General features: G+C 74.3%; 15 protein-coding genes. 7 read left to right on the top strand and 8 right to left on the bottom strand.

Annotated features, from left to right (window positions below; translation table 11 throughout):
* Positions 1-131 precede the first annotated feature (131 nt).
* The 3 genes from ACIRS1_RS24810 to ACIRS1_RS24800 all read right to left on the bottom strand — a co-directional run bounded on the left by ACIRS1_RS24810 (position 132) and on the right by ACIRS1_RS24800 (position 2,990).
* The gene (locus ACIRS1_RS24810; RefSeq protein ID WP_402843478.1) at positions 132-440 is read right to left on the bottom strand and encodes a hypothetical protein; all 309 of its coding nucleotides are present in this window, start codon (positions 438-440) and stop codon (positions 132-134) included.
* A gap of 107 nt (positions 441-547) precedes the next feature.
* Complete coding sequence (locus tag ACIRS1_RS24805) at positions 548-1,999, bottom strand: hypothetical protein (RefSeq protein WP_402843475.1); 1,452 nt, start codon at positions 1,997-1,999, stop codon at positions 548-550.
* 70 nt (positions 2,000-2,069) lie between these two features.
* The gene (locus ACIRS1_RS24800) at positions 2,070-2,990 is read right to left on the bottom strand and encodes a hypothetical protein (RefSeq protein WP_402843472.1); all 921 of its coding nucleotides are present in this window, start codon (positions 2,988-2,990) and stop codon (positions 2,070-2,072) included.
* 678 nt (positions 2,991-3,668) lie between these two features.
* Between ACIRS1_RS24800 and ACIRS1_RS24795 the strand changes: the two genes are divergently transcribed.
* The 3 genes from ACIRS1_RS24795 (at position 3,669) to ACIRS1_RS24785 (ending at position 8,024) form a co-directional block, all read left to right on the top strand.
* A complete protein-coding gene (locus ACIRS1_RS24795; RefSeq protein WP_402843469.1) occupies positions 3,669-5,207 on the top strand; it encodes a DNA adenine methylase in 1,539 nt (512 codons plus the stop codon).
* Between the two features lie 179 nt (positions 5,208-5,386).
* Positions 5,387-6,211 carry a maleylpyruvate isomerase family mycothiol-dependent enzyme gene (locus tag ACIRS1_RS24790; protein WP_402843466.1) on the top strand — a complete coding sequence of 275 codons (825 nt, stop codon included), beginning with the start codon at positions 5,387-5,389 and terminating at the stop codon, positions 6,209-6,211.
* 292 nt (positions 6,212-6,503) lie between these two features.
* Positions 6,504-8,024, top strand: coding sequence for an alpha/beta hydrolase family protein (locus ACIRS1_RS24785; protein ID WP_402843463.1), 1,521 nt, complete (start codon positions 6,504-6,506; stop codon positions 8,022-8,024).
* A gap of 73 nt (positions 8,025-8,097) precedes the next feature.
* Here ACIRS1_RS24785 and ACIRS1_RS24780 read toward each other — a convergent pair whose 3' ends face one another.
* From ACIRS1_RS24780 to ACIRS1_RS24770, 3 genes are all read right to left on the bottom strand, one after another.
* Positions 8,098-8,796 carry a hypothetical protein gene (locus ACIRS1_RS24780; protein WP_402843460.1) on the bottom strand — a complete coding sequence of 233 codons (699 nt, stop codon included), beginning with the start codon at positions 8,794-8,796 and terminating at the stop codon, positions 8,098-8,100.
* A gap of 141 nt (positions 8,797-8,937) precedes the next feature.
* Positions 8,938-9,135 carry a hypothetical protein gene (locus ACIRS1_RS24775; protein ID WP_402843458.1) on the bottom strand — a complete coding sequence of 66 codons (198 nt, stop codon included), beginning with the start codon at positions 9,133-9,135 and terminating at the stop codon, positions 8,938-8,940.
* Positions 9,136-9,244: 109 nt separating this feature from the next.
* Positions 9,245-10,141 (bottom strand): LysR family transcriptional regulator, encoded by an 897-nt coding sequence (locus tag ACIRS1_RS24770; RefSeq protein WP_402843456.1) that lies wholly within the window; start codon positions 10,139-10,141, stop codon positions 9,245-9,247.
* Between the two features lie 65 nt (positions 10,142-10,206).
* Here ACIRS1_RS24770 and ACIRS1_RS24765 point away from each other — a divergent pair, with 65 nt between their 5' ends.
* Positions 10,207-10,992: an NAD(P)-dependent oxidoreductase gene (locus ACIRS1_RS24765; protein ID WP_402843454.1), complete on the top strand. Its 786-nt coding sequence runs from the start codon at positions 10,207-10,209 to the stop codon at positions 10,990-10,992.
* A gap of 131 nt (positions 10,993-11,123) precedes the next feature.
* Here the strand turns inward: ACIRS1_RS24765 and ACIRS1_RS24760 are convergent, their stop codons facing one another.
* Both ACIRS1_RS24760 and sigJ read right to left on the bottom strand, forming a co-directional pair.
* Positions 11,124-12,143: a YdcF family protein gene (locus ACIRS1_RS24760; protein WP_402843452.1), complete on the bottom strand. Its 1,020-nt coding sequence runs from the start codon at positions 12,141-12,143 to the stop codon at positions 11,124-11,126.
* Between the two features lie 166 nt (positions 12,144-12,309).
* Positions 12,310-13,272: an RNA polymerase sigma factor SigJ gene (gene sigJ / locus ACIRS1_RS24755; RefSeq protein WP_402843449.1), complete on the bottom strand. Its 963-nt coding sequence runs from the start codon at positions 13,270-13,272 to the stop codon at positions 12,310-12,312.
* 100 nt (positions 13,273-13,372) lie between these two features.
* Between sigJ and ACIRS1_RS24750 the strand changes: the two genes are divergently transcribed.
* The 3 genes from ACIRS1_RS24750 to ACIRS1_RS24740 all read left to right on the top strand — a co-directional run bounded on the left by ACIRS1_RS24750 (position 13,373) and on the right by ACIRS1_RS24740 (position 16,248).
* Positions 13,373-13,735, top strand: coding sequence for a hypothetical protein (locus ACIRS1_RS24750; RefSeq protein WP_402843447.1), 363 nt, complete (start codon positions 13,373-13,375; stop codon positions 13,733-13,735).
* A 281-nt stretch (positions 13,736-14,016) separates the two neighbouring features.
* Positions 14,017-14,481: a phage tail protein gene (locus ACIRS1_RS24745; protein ID WP_360215778.1), complete on the top strand. Its 465-nt coding sequence runs from the start codon at positions 14,017-14,019 to the stop codon at positions 14,479-14,481.
* Between the two features lie 138 nt (positions 14,482-14,619).
* On the top strand, positions 14,620-16,248 hold the full coding sequence (locus ACIRS1_RS24740; protein ID WP_402843444.1) for an AMP-binding protein: 1,629 nt from the start codon (positions 14,620-14,622) through the stop codon (positions 16,246-16,248).
* The last annotated feature ends 94 nt before the right edge of the window (positions 16,249-16,342 follow it).

Here is a 16,342-nt window from a genome sequence, read left to right as displayed (position 1 = left end):
CCCGGAGCCGCCGCCAGGCGGCGGCTCCGGGCGGCAGACCGGGTGGCCACAGCCCGGATCCGGGCCCGCGCGCACGGGTGTCCCGGCGAGGTCCGGGTCCGGTGGACACAGGGTGGCGAACCGGTCTGCCCTCAGGGGGAGTCGAGTCGGGCGAGGGCCGTGCGGAGGTCGGCGGGCGTCGCCCCCAGGCCGTACTCGTGCCGGATCGAGCAGGACACGTCCCGGACCCTCAGGTAGCGGGCCCGCCACTCCTCGGGTGCGGTGTGGCGGGGGCGGCGGGAGACGGCCAGGTCCAGCTCCTCCAGGGCGCGTTCGACGTCGGCCTCGACGCCGGGGCCGTCGGGGTCGGCGAGGTGGCGCTCGAGCGCCGTGCAGAGGCGTTCTCCGGCCTCGACCAGGCCCGGTGGGGGCGCCGTCACCTCGCCATCGCCGTCGATCATCCCCCGAGCCTAGCCTCGACGGCCCGGGCCCGGGGCGGCCGTCCGGATGTGCCGGTGTGCCCGGTACGGGGGTCCGTACCGGGCACACGGGGTGGGGGCGGGGTGGGTCAGATGGTGAGGTCGAAGGAGACGCCGGTCGCGCCGCCCGGGGTGCCGGGGATGACGCCGTCGTGCCAGCCGGAGGCGTCGGTGTAGATCTCGTGCAGCGTGCCGTCGACGACGGCCTCGATGACGCGGTCGCCGGTGTTGTTCTTGACCTTGACGGAGACCGAGGTGATGGTGCCGCTGACGCCGGGGACGACGTTGTCGCGCCAGGTCGTGCCATCGCTGTAGATCTCGTGCAGCGTGCCGTCCACGACGGCCTCGATCACCCGCTGGCCGGTGGCGTGGTTGATGGCGAAGCCGAGGGTGCTGATGTTGCCGCTGACACCGGCGACGGCGCTGTCGTGCCAGGTGCCGCCTTCGGTGTAGATCTCGTGCAGCGCGCCGTTCTCGACGGCCTCGATGACGCGGTCGCCGGACGTGGTGTACGCGAAGCCCAGGGCGCTGATGTTGCCGCCGACACCGGGGACGGCGCTGTCGTGCCAGGTGCCGCCTTCGGTGTAGATCTCGTGCAGCACACCGCCCTCGACGGCCTCGATCACCCGCTGTCCGGTGTTCGGGTTGTAGGCGAAGCCCAGGGTGTCGATGGTGCCCGACACGGGCACGGCGCTGTCGTGCCAGGTGCCGCCTTCGGTGTAGATCTCGTGCAGGGCGCCGTTCTCGACGGCCTCGATCACCCGCTGACCGGCCGGGTTGTAGGCGAAGCCCAGGGTGGTCAGGTTGCCGACGCCGGGGACGGCGCTGTCGTGCCAGCCGTTGGCGTCGGTGTAGATCTCGTGCAGTGCGCCGCCGACGATCGCCTCGACCGTCCGGTTGTTGGCGGACGGCGCGGGCGGCGGCGTCGTCGGGTCGTCGACGATGTTCTTGTACCGCAGCGCGGTGTAGCCGCTCATCGGGTGGGAGGAGAGCATCGAGGCGTTGAGGTTGCCGTCGGTGTTGTAGTTCGTCGGCCGGCTGCGGCTGCTCTCCTGGTAGTAGTTGAACGTGCCGGCGTTCTTGTCGCGCCAGCCGGCGAAGATCACCACGTGCTGGTCGCTGTTGAGCACGTCACCCGGCTGCATGTCCCACTTGTTGATCGCGTTGGCGTACGACGGCAGCCCGTTGGTGGTGGGACTGTCCTTCAGCTGCCAGGCCATGGAGACGAGTCCGGAGCAGTCCTGCCGGTAGCGGCCGCCGGTCTGTGCATCCGACCACCAACTGTACGGCGCCTGCAGGCCGTTGGAGCTGTACGGGACGTACTGGTCGACCCAGTCCTGCGCCCGGGATATCACCTGGCTGCGGGTGACCTGACCGCCGGGGGCCGCGTTCTTGCCCAGCGCGCCCGTCGAGGTCGAGCTGAACGAGATGCCCTGGACGCTGTCGGCGTGGGCGGGAACGGTGGCCAGCACCACGGAGGCGATGCAGGAGGCGGCGAGCACGCCGACCGTGCGGCGGGAGGTCGACTTGAGCACAGACATGGGGAGTCCTTGGGTGGAGGGTCGGTTGGTGACGCGGTGGGACGAGACGGAGGGGCGGCTGCGCACGGGATCAGCCCTTGGGCCCGAGGGCCGCGACGGCGGCGATCACCGAGGCGTCGGTGCCGGTGTCGGGGGTGGGGCCGGGCCGCTCCTGCAGCTCGTCGAACTGGAAGAGGATGAGGTCGGCGCCCTGCTGGAGGGCGTAGACGTGGTTGGTCTGCAGGTCCGGGGCGGACAGCCCGCCGGCTCCCGTCCAACGGCGCGACCAGGAGGTGCCGTCGGGGGTCTGGGCGGTGCGGGTGACGGTCGCGTCCTGGGCGACTCCACGCTCGGCCTGGAGGCGGCGGGAGGCGTCCTGGCAGCTGCCCATGTCGGCCAGCAGCTGACGGTAGGCGGCCTGCGCGGCCCCGGGCGTGGGGAAGGTGAACAGCTGCTGCCCGGCGGGATTGCGGGCGGCGCTGAGGTAGCCCTGCTGCTGCCAGGTGACGGCGCCGGAGACGCTCGTGCACTCGTTGAGGGTGATCGTGCGACCCTTCACGTCCTGGCTGGCCAACGGGCCGTCGGGCTTCCAGCCGAAGGCCGGGGCGATGGGCAGCTCGGCGAGGCCGGCCGGGGCGACGGCGGCGGTGAGTGGTGCGGCGGAGCCGGCCGGGCCCTGCGGCACCGGTGCCGCGGCGGCCGGGGGCGTCGGTGCGGCGGTCGTCGGTGCGGGGGCCGACGGCCGTGCGGCCGACGGTGCCGTGGCCGTAGCCGCAGGGCCGGTCGGTGCCGGTGTCGGTGCCGCCGACGGAGTGGTGGCCGGAGGCGTCGGCGCGGTGGTCGGTTCCGGGGCCGTGGCCGGATCCGCCGCCGTCCTCCCGTCCGCCGCGGCGGTCGTGGTGGCCGCGGGAGCGCCGACGCCGGACACCGCGGCCTCGCGGGTGTCCGCCTGGGCGGCGGCACAGCCGGCCACCACCACGGCGGTGCACAGGGCCAGGGCTGCCGACGACACGGCGGTGAAGGTCGAGCGTCGAGGGCGTGCGGGCATGACGGCTCCCGGAACGGAGGGGGGGACAGGGGTTGGCGGAGGCGCCCGCAGTTCGCGCGGTTGACGCCTCGCCCGGTGCCGCCCGGGCGGTGGGCCCTGGTGGCGATGACTACTGTCGTCGCAGCTCAGCGCGGGTGGAAGGGCCTCCGACTGGACGGAAGCGGTACTGGACGGATCCGTCCAGCGGCAGGGTGGAGCGCTCCGGAGCGGCCCGACCGCCCTCCCGGTGTGGGAGGGCGGTCGGGCCGTCGGAGGCCGGTGCCGGGACGACGGCGTGCGGGTGACGGTGCGCGGGTTGTGCGGAGCGGGTGACGGGGGGCGAGGCGGGGGTCAGCTCGCCAGCCGGGCGCCCTCCGCGCCGTCCCACGGCTGACCCGACCTCGGACCGGTCGAACGTTCCTGCACAGTCCCCCCACGGCTCGTGACAACAGGCTGGAGTATGCCCCGGCGCGCGCCCTTCCGCGCACGCGGGAGCCGTTGGCCCCCGTCCGCCCGGCCGGTGCCGCGATACCCGTTCCGCTCCGCGCGCGCGGCTTCTAGGGTCGGTCCTCGGACCCCCGTCGCCCCGCGGACGCGGGTCCGAAGACGGACCCTCGGGTCGTCTCCCACGCATGACCGGGGTTCGGACTCCTGAGGGGGATCATGCACATCCACTGCGACCGCTGCGGCTTCGAGCGCGACTACACCGGGGCGATGAACCAGGACGGCGTCCCGTGCGCGGTCTGTGTCCACGGCCGGATGCGCAACGGCGTCCCGGCGCGCGGCTTCACCGTCGTCCAGGGCGTCCCCGTCCCGCGCGACATGCAGGTCCCGTACGTCCCGTTCGGGACGGGCGAGATGGACGACCCGACGAGCTTCCACTACTTCGCCGCCGGGAACGGCCGGGCGTACGAGGCGTTCGTCCGTGCCAACAGCTGCTACGTGGGCCGGATGACCAACCTCTGGATGCCCGAACCGGGGCGCTTCGCCTGGCTGTCCCCGTACACCGGCAACATGCACAACCGGGCGCACTTCACCCAGCTCGTGATCGCCCGCGTCGCCCGGGCCAAGTTCACCGACAACGGCGGGAGGTTCCCGCGGCTGATCGAGCCGTTCGTCGGTTCCGGGCAGGTCTTCCTGAACGCCACCGCCTTCGGCCCTGGCCTCAACGACGGCATGCGGCTGTTCCGTTCGGTCGTCGCCGGCGACCTCAACCCGTACGTGCTCGGCGCCTACCGGGCGCTGGTGGACCACGGCGGCGACTTCGTCAGGGAGTACGGCGAGCGCGCGGCCCGGTGGGACGAGGCGCCGGCGGACACCTACCGCCGCCTGCTGGACCACCTGGAGGCCAACGGCCGGCGGGAGATCGCCGAGACCGACGCCTACCCGGTCTCCGCCCGGCGCTCCGTCAGCGCCTACATCTGGCTGGTCAACCGCTGCACCCGCGGGACCAAGCTCTCCGAAGGCGGCGGCCTGCAGGGGACGTTCAACCCTGAGGCGGGCCGGCGCCTCGCCGCCATCCGCGCCCGCGAGACGGCCACGCTCACCGCGATCGCCGAACTCTGCGGCACCGCCGGCATCGAGGACTTCGCCTGCCGCGACTTCCGGACGACGTGCGACCTCGCCGGCCGTGAGGACGTCGTCTTCCTGGACTGTCCGTTCCCCAAGTTCAGCAACTCCGTCCCGCCCGGCTTCCTGGCCAGCCCCGAGACCTTCGGCTCCCAGTCCGCCGCCACCTACGGCACCGGGAACGACGGAGCCGCGTTCCAGACCAGCATCGTCGCCGCCGTCCGCGAACTCGTCGAGCGCGGCACGACCGTCCTGGTCTGCAACTTCGCCAACCCCGGCCTGGTGCAGGCCTACGCGAGACTCCTCGGCCGCCTCCCGGACGGCGCCGAGGCCCGCCACTACACGTACACCTACCGCTCGCCCACCACGACCAGCGAGGCCTATCAGCTGACCCTCCTGCCGGGCCGCGGCAACCCGGCGGTCGCGCTGAGCCCGCAGCGGATCCTGGCCGACTGGGTGCGCGCCGGCGGCGACGACGCGCTGAACGAGGAGTTCTTCCGGGACACCGGCGTCTTCGCCATGGAGGAGGACGAGGACGACGTCCGCCACGCCCGGCGCGAACAGCTCCGCCAGGAGGCCCAGACCGAGTACGTGGTGAGCGGCGACGAGGACGAGTCCTTCGACGACGTCTGACGGGCTCTGACGGGCTCTGACGGATGCGTGACGGACGCCTGACGGGCGTCGGGACACCGGCCGGGACATCGGCCGGACCGCCGGCCGGTGTCCCGTAGGCGGAGCAGCGACGACGCAGGGCCGCCCCGCCCCGCCACGGCTCTGGACAGGGCCGCCGGAGTCGGTCAGTCTTCACCACCATGACCCTCCCGCCCCACAGCCCCGGCCGCCGCCCCGGCGACGCGCGCACCGCGCTCTTCGAGGCGCTCACCGCGGTCGGCGACGAGACCGTCGCCCTGCTCGCCGGCTGCCGCGGCGACACCCCGATACCCGGTGCCGAGTGGACGGTCGCCGAGGCCGCCGCCCACCTCGCGATGGCCAACGAGCTGATGGCCGCCCTGGCCGCAGGCGAGGAACGCCCTTACGGGGACGGCACCCCGGGCTCGCTGGCCGCGGCGAACGAGGCCTCGCTGGCCGCCCGCCCGGAGCGGGACCCGGACCTGCTCGGCGCACAGATCGCCCGGTGGGCACGGGAGTTCACGGCGGCGGCCGGCTCCCGCGCCGGCACCGAGCCGGTGCGGACCCCGCTCGGCCCGATGGACCTGGACACCCTCGGCGCCTACCTGCTGACCCACATGCTCGGCCACCTCTACGACATCGCCGTCGCCCTCGGGCGGCCGCACCCGATCGACCGGCACCGGGTCGAGCTGGCCCTGCCGTTCCTGCGCACCGCCATGCCCCGGGTCACGGACGCCCGCACCGCGGCCGGCCACAACGCCTGCTACCGGCTGCGGATCCGCGGCCTGCGCGGATTCGCGGTGACCTTCACGGACGGCGCGGCCGTGGTCACCCAGGAGCCGCCGCGCCGGCCGGACTGCACGATCCTCACCGAGCCGGTCGCCTTCCTCCTGATCGCCCTCGGCCGTTACACCGCCACCGCCGCCCTCACCCGCGGCAAGGTCCTCGCCTGGGGCCGCCGCCCCTGGCTGGCCCCCGCCTTCCCCCGCCTCTTCGCGGCCCCCTGACCGCGACTGCCCCCTGACGGCGGCCGCCCGTTGACCGCGACTGCCCGCTGACCGCTCGGCTTCGGCACCACGCTACGGGGGTTGTCCCCACCCCGGATCCGGGTGCCGTCGCCATGCCCGTCGGCCCCGTGCGGGAGAAGGATCGGAGCACTGACACACCGGCCATGGGGGCCCGGACACGGTGCTGGAGGACAGGGTGACAGGTACGAGGTTCCACGCGCGGACGGTTCGGACGAGGGAGGGACGCCGGCGAGTCAGGGCCACCGGGCCGTCGGTACTCCCGCTGCTCCCCTTGCGGGCGCTGCTCCCGCTGCTCGGGTTGCTGTCGGCGCTCCTAGTGCCCCTGGCACCCGCAGCCGTCGCCGCACCGTCCGTGGCCCCGGTGGCCCCGGTGGCCCCGGTGGCCCCGGTGGCCCCGGTGGCCCCGGCGGCCCCGGCGGTCGCGGCAGCCGGGGCGGGTGATCCGGCGCGGTCGGAGGTCTCGTTCGCGAGCGCCGACGGCACCGTGCTGCACGGGGTCGTGCTGGCCCCGCCCGCACCCTCCGGCACCGGTGGGCCGGGCCTCGTGATGGTCGGCGGAGCCGGCCCCGGTACGGTGACCGACCTGGAGGACGCCGCGGCGGCGTACGCGCGGCGCGGCGTCACGACGCTGGTCTACGACAAACGCACCGCCGGCTACTCGACCACCCGCCGGGACTACGGGAAGCTCGCGGACGACGCCCTCGCCGCCGTCGCGGCGCTGCGCTCCCGTCCGGGCGTCCAGCCGTCCCGGGTCGGTCTCTGGGGGCTCTCGGAGGGAGCCTGGGTGGCGTCGCTGGCCGCGGCCCGCTCAGACGACGTGTCCTTCCTGGTCACCGCCGGCGCCGTCGGGCTCACCCCGGCACGCCAGCAGGCCTGGGCCTACGGCGGCTACCTGCGCCACGCGGGCGTCGCGGGATCGCTCCTGCCGACCATGCAGGTCACGGCGATCCGCCAGCTCGTCGGTGCGGGGCTCTTCCCGGAGGCCGACTACGATCCGGTGCCGGCGTGGGAGGGGGTGCGGCAGCCCGTGCTGGCCGAGTGGGGCGCCCTCGACCGCGAGGCGGCGCCGGAGGAGAGCGCGGCGATCATCCGGCAGGCGCTGGACCGCGGGGGCAACACGCACTACACGTTCCGGACCGTCCCCGGTGTCCGGCACAACCTGCAGCTCACCCGTGCCGACGGCTTCGACCGGCCCGAGGCGCTCCCGGACGACTACGCCGTCCACGAGACGGCCTGGATCGCCGGGCTGGCCACCGGTCTGCCCACGGTGTCCGTCGACCCGCCGCCCCACCAGGACGCATGGAGCCGCCCGCTCGCCCCGCTCGCCTGGTACGAGTCGGTCCCGCTCCAGGCCACCGCCGTCGCCGTGATCCTGGCCGGCCAGCTCGGCTACCTGCTCGGCGGCGCGGTCCGGCGGATCCGCCGACGCCCGGTGCGGAGCGGCCCACCGGTGCGGAGCAGCCCACCGGTGCGAACCGGCCTGCCGCGAGCCGCACGCGGGGCGGCGCTGGCCGGATCGGCGGCCACCGTGGGCGCGCTCGGCTACCTGCTGTTCCTGGCGGTCACCGCCGCACAGTTCACCGGGCCGGTGCTCTTCGGCCGCCCCGTCGTCTGGGCGGCCCTCCAGCTGTGCGCCGTCTTCGCCGTCGGCGCGTCCGGCCTCGCCGCGGTCGGTGGCCTGCGCGGGCACCGCGCCCTGTCGTCCGGCTGCCGGGCCCGGCTCGGCCTGCTCCTGCTGTCCAGCGCGGTGTTCGTCCCGTGGGCGGGCTACTGGGGGCTCCTGCTGCCCTGAGGCGCAGGAGTCCGGCCGGTGGGTCGGCTCGCGGGACGCGGCCCCGGCCTCCGTCGCCGGGGCCGCGTCCTGCTCACTGCAGGATGTTGATCGCGCGGGCGATCACCAGGGTGGCCACGATCAGGGAGGTCGCGGCTTCCACGATCATCAGTAGTTTGGCCCACGGCTTGATCGCGGAGACGTCGGTCGGGCTGAACGCGGTCGCCGTCCAGAACGACAGCGACAGGTAGTCCACGAAGCGCGGCACCCAGCCGGCCGGCGCGTGGCTCGTGTGCTGCATCTCGGGGAACACGAACGCCGGCGCCGTGAAGGGCCGGTGGGCGCGGGCGGCGGCGCCGCCGCGGTCCAGGTCCCAGTACCAGAGCGCGAAGGCGATCACATTGGTCGCCCAGGTCACGCCGCCGGTGGCCAGCAGGCCGGTGGCGTTGTTGGCGAACAGCTTGTTGTTGGTCAGGATGTCGGAGACCAGGTGGACCCCGGCGTACAGGTTCGAGCCGGTGACGAAGGCGATCATGGTCTCGGTGACCACCCGCAGCCAGACCTTCTGACGGTCGATCCTCCCCGGGTCGCCGACGATCAGTGTCACCAGCAGGGTGAACATGACCACCGGGACCACCCAGACGGGGTCCAGCCGGTACGTCGTGGGCAGGGCCACATGGAGCAGCGCGGCGGCCGTGACGGCTGCCGCCACCGGCCACCAGTGCTCGCCGCGCTCGGCGGCCTGACCGGGTGCCACCGGCGGCTGACCGGCCGGGTCGGGGCTTGCTCGCATGCCTCATTCTGACCTCGCCGTCCCGTCGGCGCCGCGCGGTGCGCCGCCCGACACGCCACGCGGGATCCCCGGAAGGGCCCCCGGCGCCGGCGTTCCCGGGCGCGCGGGTCCGGTCCGCCTCAGCGGCCCTCAGCCACAGCCCTAGTCGCCGCCACTGTTGGTGTTCCGCTTGATGCTCCGCCGCCGGTTCCGGCCGACCAGGCGCACCAACTCGCCGGCGGCGAGGGTCACGGTCGCCACGGTCCGGACCCACGGCGGCCCGCCGCGCTCCGCCCACACCACGCACACGCACCCGCCGACGGCGAGTACCAGGGCGCCCACCAGTACGAGACTGATCATGTTTCTTCCCGTCTCCGTCGTGCCGGTCGACACGGCTCCGCCGATCGTCCCAGCCCGCCGCGTGCAGGCCAAGCCCGACCTCACGAAACGCCGCCGGCCGGGAGCTCCGCTACTGCCGTGCCTCCGCCGCCGTCCGCAGGAGGTCCGCGAAGGCCGCCGCCGCGGGCGGTGGGCTTTGCCCGCGCCGGGTGGCCGTGTAGACGTGCCGGACGGGCGTGTCGTCGGGGTGGAGGGGGACGAGGACGAGGTCGGCGCGGGCGGCCCGGGCGGCGAGGGAGGGGATCAGCGTCGGGCCCAGCCCGGCGGCGACCAGGCCGAGTTTGGCGGTCCAGGCGGCGACGGCGTACTCGATCCGGGGCTGGAAGCCGCTGCGCAGGCACGCCGCGAGGAGGGTGGACTCGGCGTGACGGCTGGCCGCGATCCAGGATTCGTCGGCGAGTTCGACCAGGCGCAGGCGCCGTCGGCGGGCGAGGCGGTGGCCCCGGGGGAGTGCGACCAGTACGGGATCCGCCAGCAGCGGTTGCAGCTCGAACCGTTCGCGGTCGTAGGCGTCCTCCGCGTACGAGGCGACGACCGCGAGGTCGATCGTGCCGGTGCCGAGCAGGTCGAGCAGGTGAGCCGAAAGGCCTTCGGTGAAGCTGATCGCCACCTGCGGGTGCGCGGTGCGGAACGCGGCCAGGGCGCCGGGGACGAGGGCCGCGTTGGCGCTGTCGAAGGCGCCCACCCGGAGTCGTCCGGCGGTGAGTTCGGTGAGCGCGGCCAGGTCCCGCCGGGTGCTGTCGAGGCGGTCCAACAGGGCTTCGGCGTGCGGCAGCAGGGCGTGGCCGTGTTCGGTGAGCCGTACTCCGCGGGGCAGGCGGTCGAACAGCGGCGTGCCCAACTCGGCTTCCAGGGTGGCGATCTGGCGGGAGATCGCGGACTGGGTGAAGCCCAGCCGCTCACCGGCGGCGGTGAAGGAGCCGAGGCGTGCGACGGTGCGGAAGACGTCCAGCCAAGCCATGTCCATCCGACATGGGTACCATGCGAGACATTCGTTTGTCGCCTGGGTGGCGACTGCCTAGCGTGGTGGCCATGAAGAAGATCGCTTTTCTGGGGCTGGGCCGGATGGGCCTGCCGATGGCCCGCCGACTCGCCGCCGCCGGACACCCGTTGACCGTCTGGAACCGTTCCCCCGGCCGTGCCGACGGCCTCGTCGAGGCCGCCACGCCCGCAGCGGCGGTGCGGGGCGCGGACGTCGTCGTCACCATGCTGTCCGACCCGCAGGCCGTCGCCGACGTGGCCGGGCGGTTCGTGCCGGAGCTGGCGCCGGGCACGTTGTGGATCGACATGTCCTCGATCGGCCCGGACGCCACCGCCGGGCTGCGTGCAGGACTCCCCGACGGCGTCGGACTGGTGGACGCTCCGGTGGTCGGCAGCGTGGGCCCGGCGGCGACGGGCGACCTGGTGGTGTTCGCGGGCGGCACGGACGCCGACCTCGACGTCGCGCAGCCCGTCCTGGAGCTGCTGGGCCGGGTGCGGCGCTGCGGCGGGCCGGGGTCGGGCGCGGCGTTGAAGGTGGTGGTGATCGGCGCGATCGTCGCCTCGGTCACGGTCGTCGGCGAAGTCCTGGCGGTGGCCGAGGAGTTGGGCGTGCCGCAGGAGCTGGCGCAGGGGGTGCTGGCAGCCGGGCCGCTCGCGGGGGTGGTGGCCCGGGCGCTCAGCACGGACGCGGACTTCCCGGTCCGCCTGGCCGCCAAGGACCTCGCCCTGGCGGGCGGCGGTCCGGTCCTGTCGGCTGCCCGCGCGGTGCTCCTGGCGGACCCGTCGATCGCCGACCGGGACCTGTCCGCGGTGGTGGGCTCCCTCCGCCGCGGGTAGGCGGGAAGCCGGGAGCCGGGCGGGTGCGCGCGGTGGAGGGAGCCGCCGCCGCGCGCGCATCCGGGTACCGCGGTGCGGCCGTACGCGGTCCGGGCAGGGGCCAGGGACGGGCGGTCCGGTGCCGTCGCCGGTCAGCTCCAGGCGGCCCGCGCCCCGGCGACGGCGAGTACCGCGCAGACCGCCAGGTTCGTGACGGGGTAGGCGGTCAGGACGGCGGCGAACTCCCGGAGCGTTGCATTGGGCCAGTAGTAGGCCGCCGTGGGGGCGCTGGCGGCCTCGCCCCGCACCCCGGCACGGCGCGCGGTGATGGCGGCCCGCAGCGCGTGGAAGTCGTTGGTCACGACGACGCAGCGGTAGCCGGGCCGGAGCCGTTCCATCATGGCCCGGCTGAACTCCAGGTTCTCCCGGGTGCTCGTCGACGCGCGCTCCTGCACGATGCGCTCGCCCGGTACGCCGCGCGCCGTCAGGTACGCCGCCATCGCCTCGGCCTCCGAGAGCCGCTCGTCCGAGCCCTTGCCGCCGGAGACCAGGAGGACGGGCGTCCGCCCGCGCGCCGCCTGCGAGCGGACGAGGGCCAGGGCCCGGTCCAGCCGCGCCGCCAGCAGCGGCGGGACGGTGGATCCGTCCGTCAGCCCGGCCCCGAGCACGACCACGAAGTCGACCGGGCGGTGCGTCGCCACCCGCTGGTAGAGGAGCGCGTACCCGACGAAGCAGACGAGGAGGAACGACAGGTAGCCGGCCACCAGCAGGGCCGCGGTGGCCACGGCGCGGAAGGGGCCGTCCTCGGCGCGGGCGGACGCCACCAGGAGTGCGAGGGCCGCCAGGATCGCCGACCCGGCCAGGAGGGAGAGCAGGTTCGCCGGCCGGCTGCCTTCGGCGCGGACCATCCGGACGCCGGTCGCCAGCAGGAGCCCGGAGACGACCACCGCGCTCAGCACCGCGCCGACGACGATGCCGTCCGTCACCGCCCGGGCCACCGGGCGGGGGAGGCGGTCGAGCTCGAGGACCGCGCCGACCAGCAGGACCAGGGTGCACAGGCCCAGCAGGACGCCGTTCCCGAAACGGCGCTGGTCACCGCGGAAGCGCTGGACGAAGAGCAGCAGGAGCAGTACGGCCGCCAGGCAGTAGAGGGGGAAGGGGAAGGCCGTCATGGTTCCTCGCAGTGTTCACGGTTCGAAGCACGGGTTCCTGCGACCGGGACAGGACGACGGGACCGGAGTCCACGCCGTCCGACCCCGCTCGTGCAGGGGCGCCCCGGCGCACGCGGTGGCGGCCGGTCGGCGACGGCATACTCCTGCCCCGGCCCCGCCGAGGCATTCACCGGAGCGTGGCGTCCGGGCCCGGCACGGCCGGCTGGTCGTCGCGCACCCAGGGGCGGAGCTTCTCCGGGTTGCGGACGACCCAGATCCGGGTCACCCGGTGGTGCGTGACGTCGAACGCCGCGACGGTGAGGACGGCGCCGGCGCGGTGGGCGACCAGGCCCGGCGCGCCGTTGACCGTCCGTTCGAGGAGTTCGAGGCCGGGGGCCCGGTCGGCGATGGCGACCATGTACCGGGCGATGCACGCACCGCCCTCGATCGGGTGCAGGGCGGTGCCCACCATGCCGCCGCCGTCGGCGGTCATGACGGCGGCCGGGTCGAGGAGGTCGACGAGGGCGGGGATGTCCCTGCTCTCCCAGGCCGCCTTGACGCCCCGTACGACGTCGCCCGGTACCGCGTCGCCCCGCCCGGCCCCGGTGGGCCCGGCCGGGCCGGTGGTGCGGGTGGCGCCCGCCCGCCGCCTGGCGGAGGACGCCAGTTGCTTGCAGGCCGCCGGGGTTCGGTCGAGGACGGCGGCGATCTCGGCGAAGGGGTAGCGGAAGACGTCGTGCAGGACGAACGCCACCCGTTCGGCGGGTGTCATCGACTCCAGGACGACGAGGAAGGCCATGGCCACCGACTCGTCCAGGACCAGCTGCTCGGCGGGGTCGGCGGCCTGCCGGTGGTCCCACTCGCGGGGGTCGGGCAGCGGCTCGGGCAGCCAGGTGCCGACGTAGCGCTCCCGCCGGGCGCGCGCGGAGCCGAGGACGTCCAGGCAGATGCGGCCGGTCACCGTCGACAGCCAGGCACCGGGGGAGCGGATCTCCTGCCGCCGGCTCCGCGGCAGGGCGTACCAGCGCGCGTAGGCGTCCTGGACGGCGTCCTCGGCCTCGGTGAGCGAGCCGAGCAGCCGGTAGGCGACGTTGATCAGTTGCCGCCGTTCGCCGGCGACCGGATCGGTGCCCGTCCCCGTCGTCCCCATGCCGCACCGCCTCCCCGCCTGACCTTTCGCAGGCCCGTCTCGTCGGACCGGTGAGACCCTACCGACCTCCCGCCCGCGGGCGGGAAGAGGGGACCGTGACATGGCCGTCCAGACGACAGAACAGCGAAGCTTCCCGTTCCTGCGTTTCGCCGTCACCCTGCAGACCCTGACCATCTTCCTCCAGGCGGTGTCCGCCGGGCTGCTGCTCACCTCGTCCTACGGGGAGACGTTGCACGGCGTCGGCGCCCGCGTGATGTACGGGGCGTCGATGCTGTACGTGCTCGCGGCGGTGCTGGCCTGGAAGCCGGGCGGCGGCTCGCCGCGGCCCGTCTGGCAGGCGTCCGGGTTCCTGGCCCTGGCCTCCGTGCAGGTCGTGCTCGGGGTGGCGCACGTCCCGTCGGTGCACCTCCCGCTGGGCGTCCTGATGTTCGGCCTGAGCGTGCTGGCGCTGGCCCGGCGCTGAGCCCGGGGGAGCGGGCAGCCGCGGGGAGGAAAGGCGGGCGACGCCCCGTCCGGCGGCCTGCCGACCCCGCCGATGCCGCATAGGATCACCGCACGGCACCCCCGCCCGGGTGAGCCGCCGAGCCCGCCGAGCCCGTCGATCCGTCGTGCTTGCCGAGCCCGTCGGGCCCACTGAGCCGTCGTGCCGCGGCGCGCCGCGGCGGGGGCGCGACCCCGGCCTCCGTGTCCGGCGCACGGCCGGAGGCCCCGTCGTCCGTCCACGCCCAAGAGAAGGGATCCGCCATGACCTACGCCGTGGATTTCACCACCGTGTCGACCGTCGGTCTGGAGTCGTCGCCCGTCGCGGAGGCTCTCGCCGGTCTGCGGGCGAACGAGGCCCGCTACTTCAAGACCAAGTACGACCACGTCTTCACGGTGGAGCCCGCGGCCGAGGCCGCGGACGTCGTCGAGTGGGTGCACCGGATCCTCCGGGAGGAGCGCGAGATCGTCATCGCGTCCACGCCCCTGGAGGCCACCGGGTTCGAGGTCGCGGGCATCCGGATGGCCTACGTCTTCTACGAGAGCGGCCTGTCGGTCAACGTGATGTACACCCTCGACGACGGCGGGAAGCGCGCGGTCGGGTTCAAGCTCTCGGACGGGATGGAGGTCCCGGAGGAGCTCGCCTCCCGGTTCAAGTTCGCGCGCCAGAAGTCGAAGCTCGCCGGGACCATCCGTGGTTCCTTCTTCGTCATCAAGAACGAGCACTGAGACCGGGCCGGGCCCGGCCGGTGCGTCACCGGGCGCGGCCCGGCCAGTCCGGCCGGCCCACCCGTGCCGGCCGGCCACCCGTGTCGCTCTGACCCGAACATGGCGGCGCCGCTCGGGAGATGGGGTTAGCCTGTCGACATGGTTGCAAACTACAAAGAAGAAGTGGCCATGAACGACGCGGAGTTCATCAGCGCCCCCGCCCTGATCCTCCGCTCCCTCTCCCGCGACCCCGACCGGCCGGCCGTCACCACCGCCGACGGCGTCACGATCACCGCCGGCGAGTTCGCCGCCGCCACCTACCGCCTCGCGCAGGAACTGGTCGCCCGGGGCGTCACCCGGGGCGTCACCGTCTCGCTCCTCACCGGCAACACCCCCGAGGCGCTCAGCGCCCGGTACGCGGTCGGCATCGCGGGCGCCCGGACGGTCAACCTGTACGACGGCATGAGCGTGCCGGTCCTCGCCCGGATCGTCAGCAGCGTCGACACCACCGTCCTCCTCGTGGACGCCGAACGGTACGCGGACGCGCCCGAGTTGCTCGCCCTCGTCGACGTGCCGACCGTCCTCACCCTGGGCCCGGGACCGGCGCCGACCGCCCGGGCCGCGACCGCGACCGCTTCCGAGCCGACCGCCGGGGCCGCGACCGCCACGGCCGTGATCGGCGAGGACGTGATCGCCGCCTCCGCCCGCCACCGCGCCGAGCCGCCGGCCGTACGGATCGGCCCGGACGACCACCTCGGCATCCGCCACACCGGAGGCACCACCGGCGTCCCGAAGGGCATCCTCAGCCTGCACGGCTCCTACCGCAGGGCCTTCGACGTCCCCTTCGGCCCGGACGGCGACGAGCCCCGCCTCCTCGCGGCCACCTCCCTCGCCCACTTCGCCGGCGTGCTCTCCGACCTGACCCTGCACCACGGCGGAAGGGTGTTCATCCACCGCTCCTTCGACCCCGGCGAGGTGCTGGCCGCGGTCGAGCGCGAGCGCATCACCGACTTGTGGGTCCTGCCGCCGCTGCTCTACCGGCTGCTGGACCACCCGGCGATCGCCGGTACCGACCTGTCCAGCCTGCAGCGCGTCCTGTACGGCGGCTGCGCCTCCTCGCCGAGCCGGATCAGGGAGGCGCTCAAGGTGTTCGGGCCGATCCTGGCGAGCGGCTACGGGATGTCGGAGGCGCAGAACATCGCGGTGCTCGGCCCGCAGGAGCACGACCGGGTCGGGCACGGCGGTCAGATCTCCGTCGGCCGCCCGGTGCCGGGCGTCGAGGTGGTGATCCGCTCCGCCGACGGCGCCGAGCTGCCGACCGGTGAGCAGGGCGGGATCCACGTCCGCTCGCGCACCCTGATGGCGGGGTACTGGAAGCGGCCGGACCTCACCGCCGAGGTGCTGCGCGACGGCTGGCTGAACACCGGCGACATCGGCTACCTCGACCAGGACGGCTACCTCTACCTGGCCGACCGCCTCTCCGACAAGATCATCGTGGTCGGCGGGCACGTCTACCCCTCCGAACTGGAGGACCTGCTCGTCACCCACCCGTCCATCGCCCAGTGCGCCGTCTTCGGCGTCCGCGACGCCCAGCAGGCCGAACACGTCCACGCCGCGGTCGTCCCCGCCGCCGGACGGCACCCGGAGCTGGCGGAGGTCAGCGCCTTCGTCACCGCCCGCAAGGGCCGGATCTACGCCCCGGAGGCCCTGCACGTGGTGCCCGAGATCCCGCTCACCCCGGTGGGCAAACCCGACAGGAAGCGCCTGCGCGCCACCCTTCCGGTCTGAGAAGTCATCTCATTTGGGCTTGTAGGCTGCTCGCATGACGATCGTGGAGCGTCTGGTGCCGGACGAGTTGTGGGAGTTGTTCCAGCGGGTGGTG

This window comes from Kitasatospora sp. NPDC101176 (assembly GCF_044768035.1).
Taxonomy (GTDB): Bacteria; Actinomycetota; Actinomycetes; order Streptomycetales; family Streptomycetaceae; genus Kitasatospora.
Note: the sequence above shows the minus strand (reverse complement) of the source record. Positions and strands in the feature narration are given on the sequence as shown.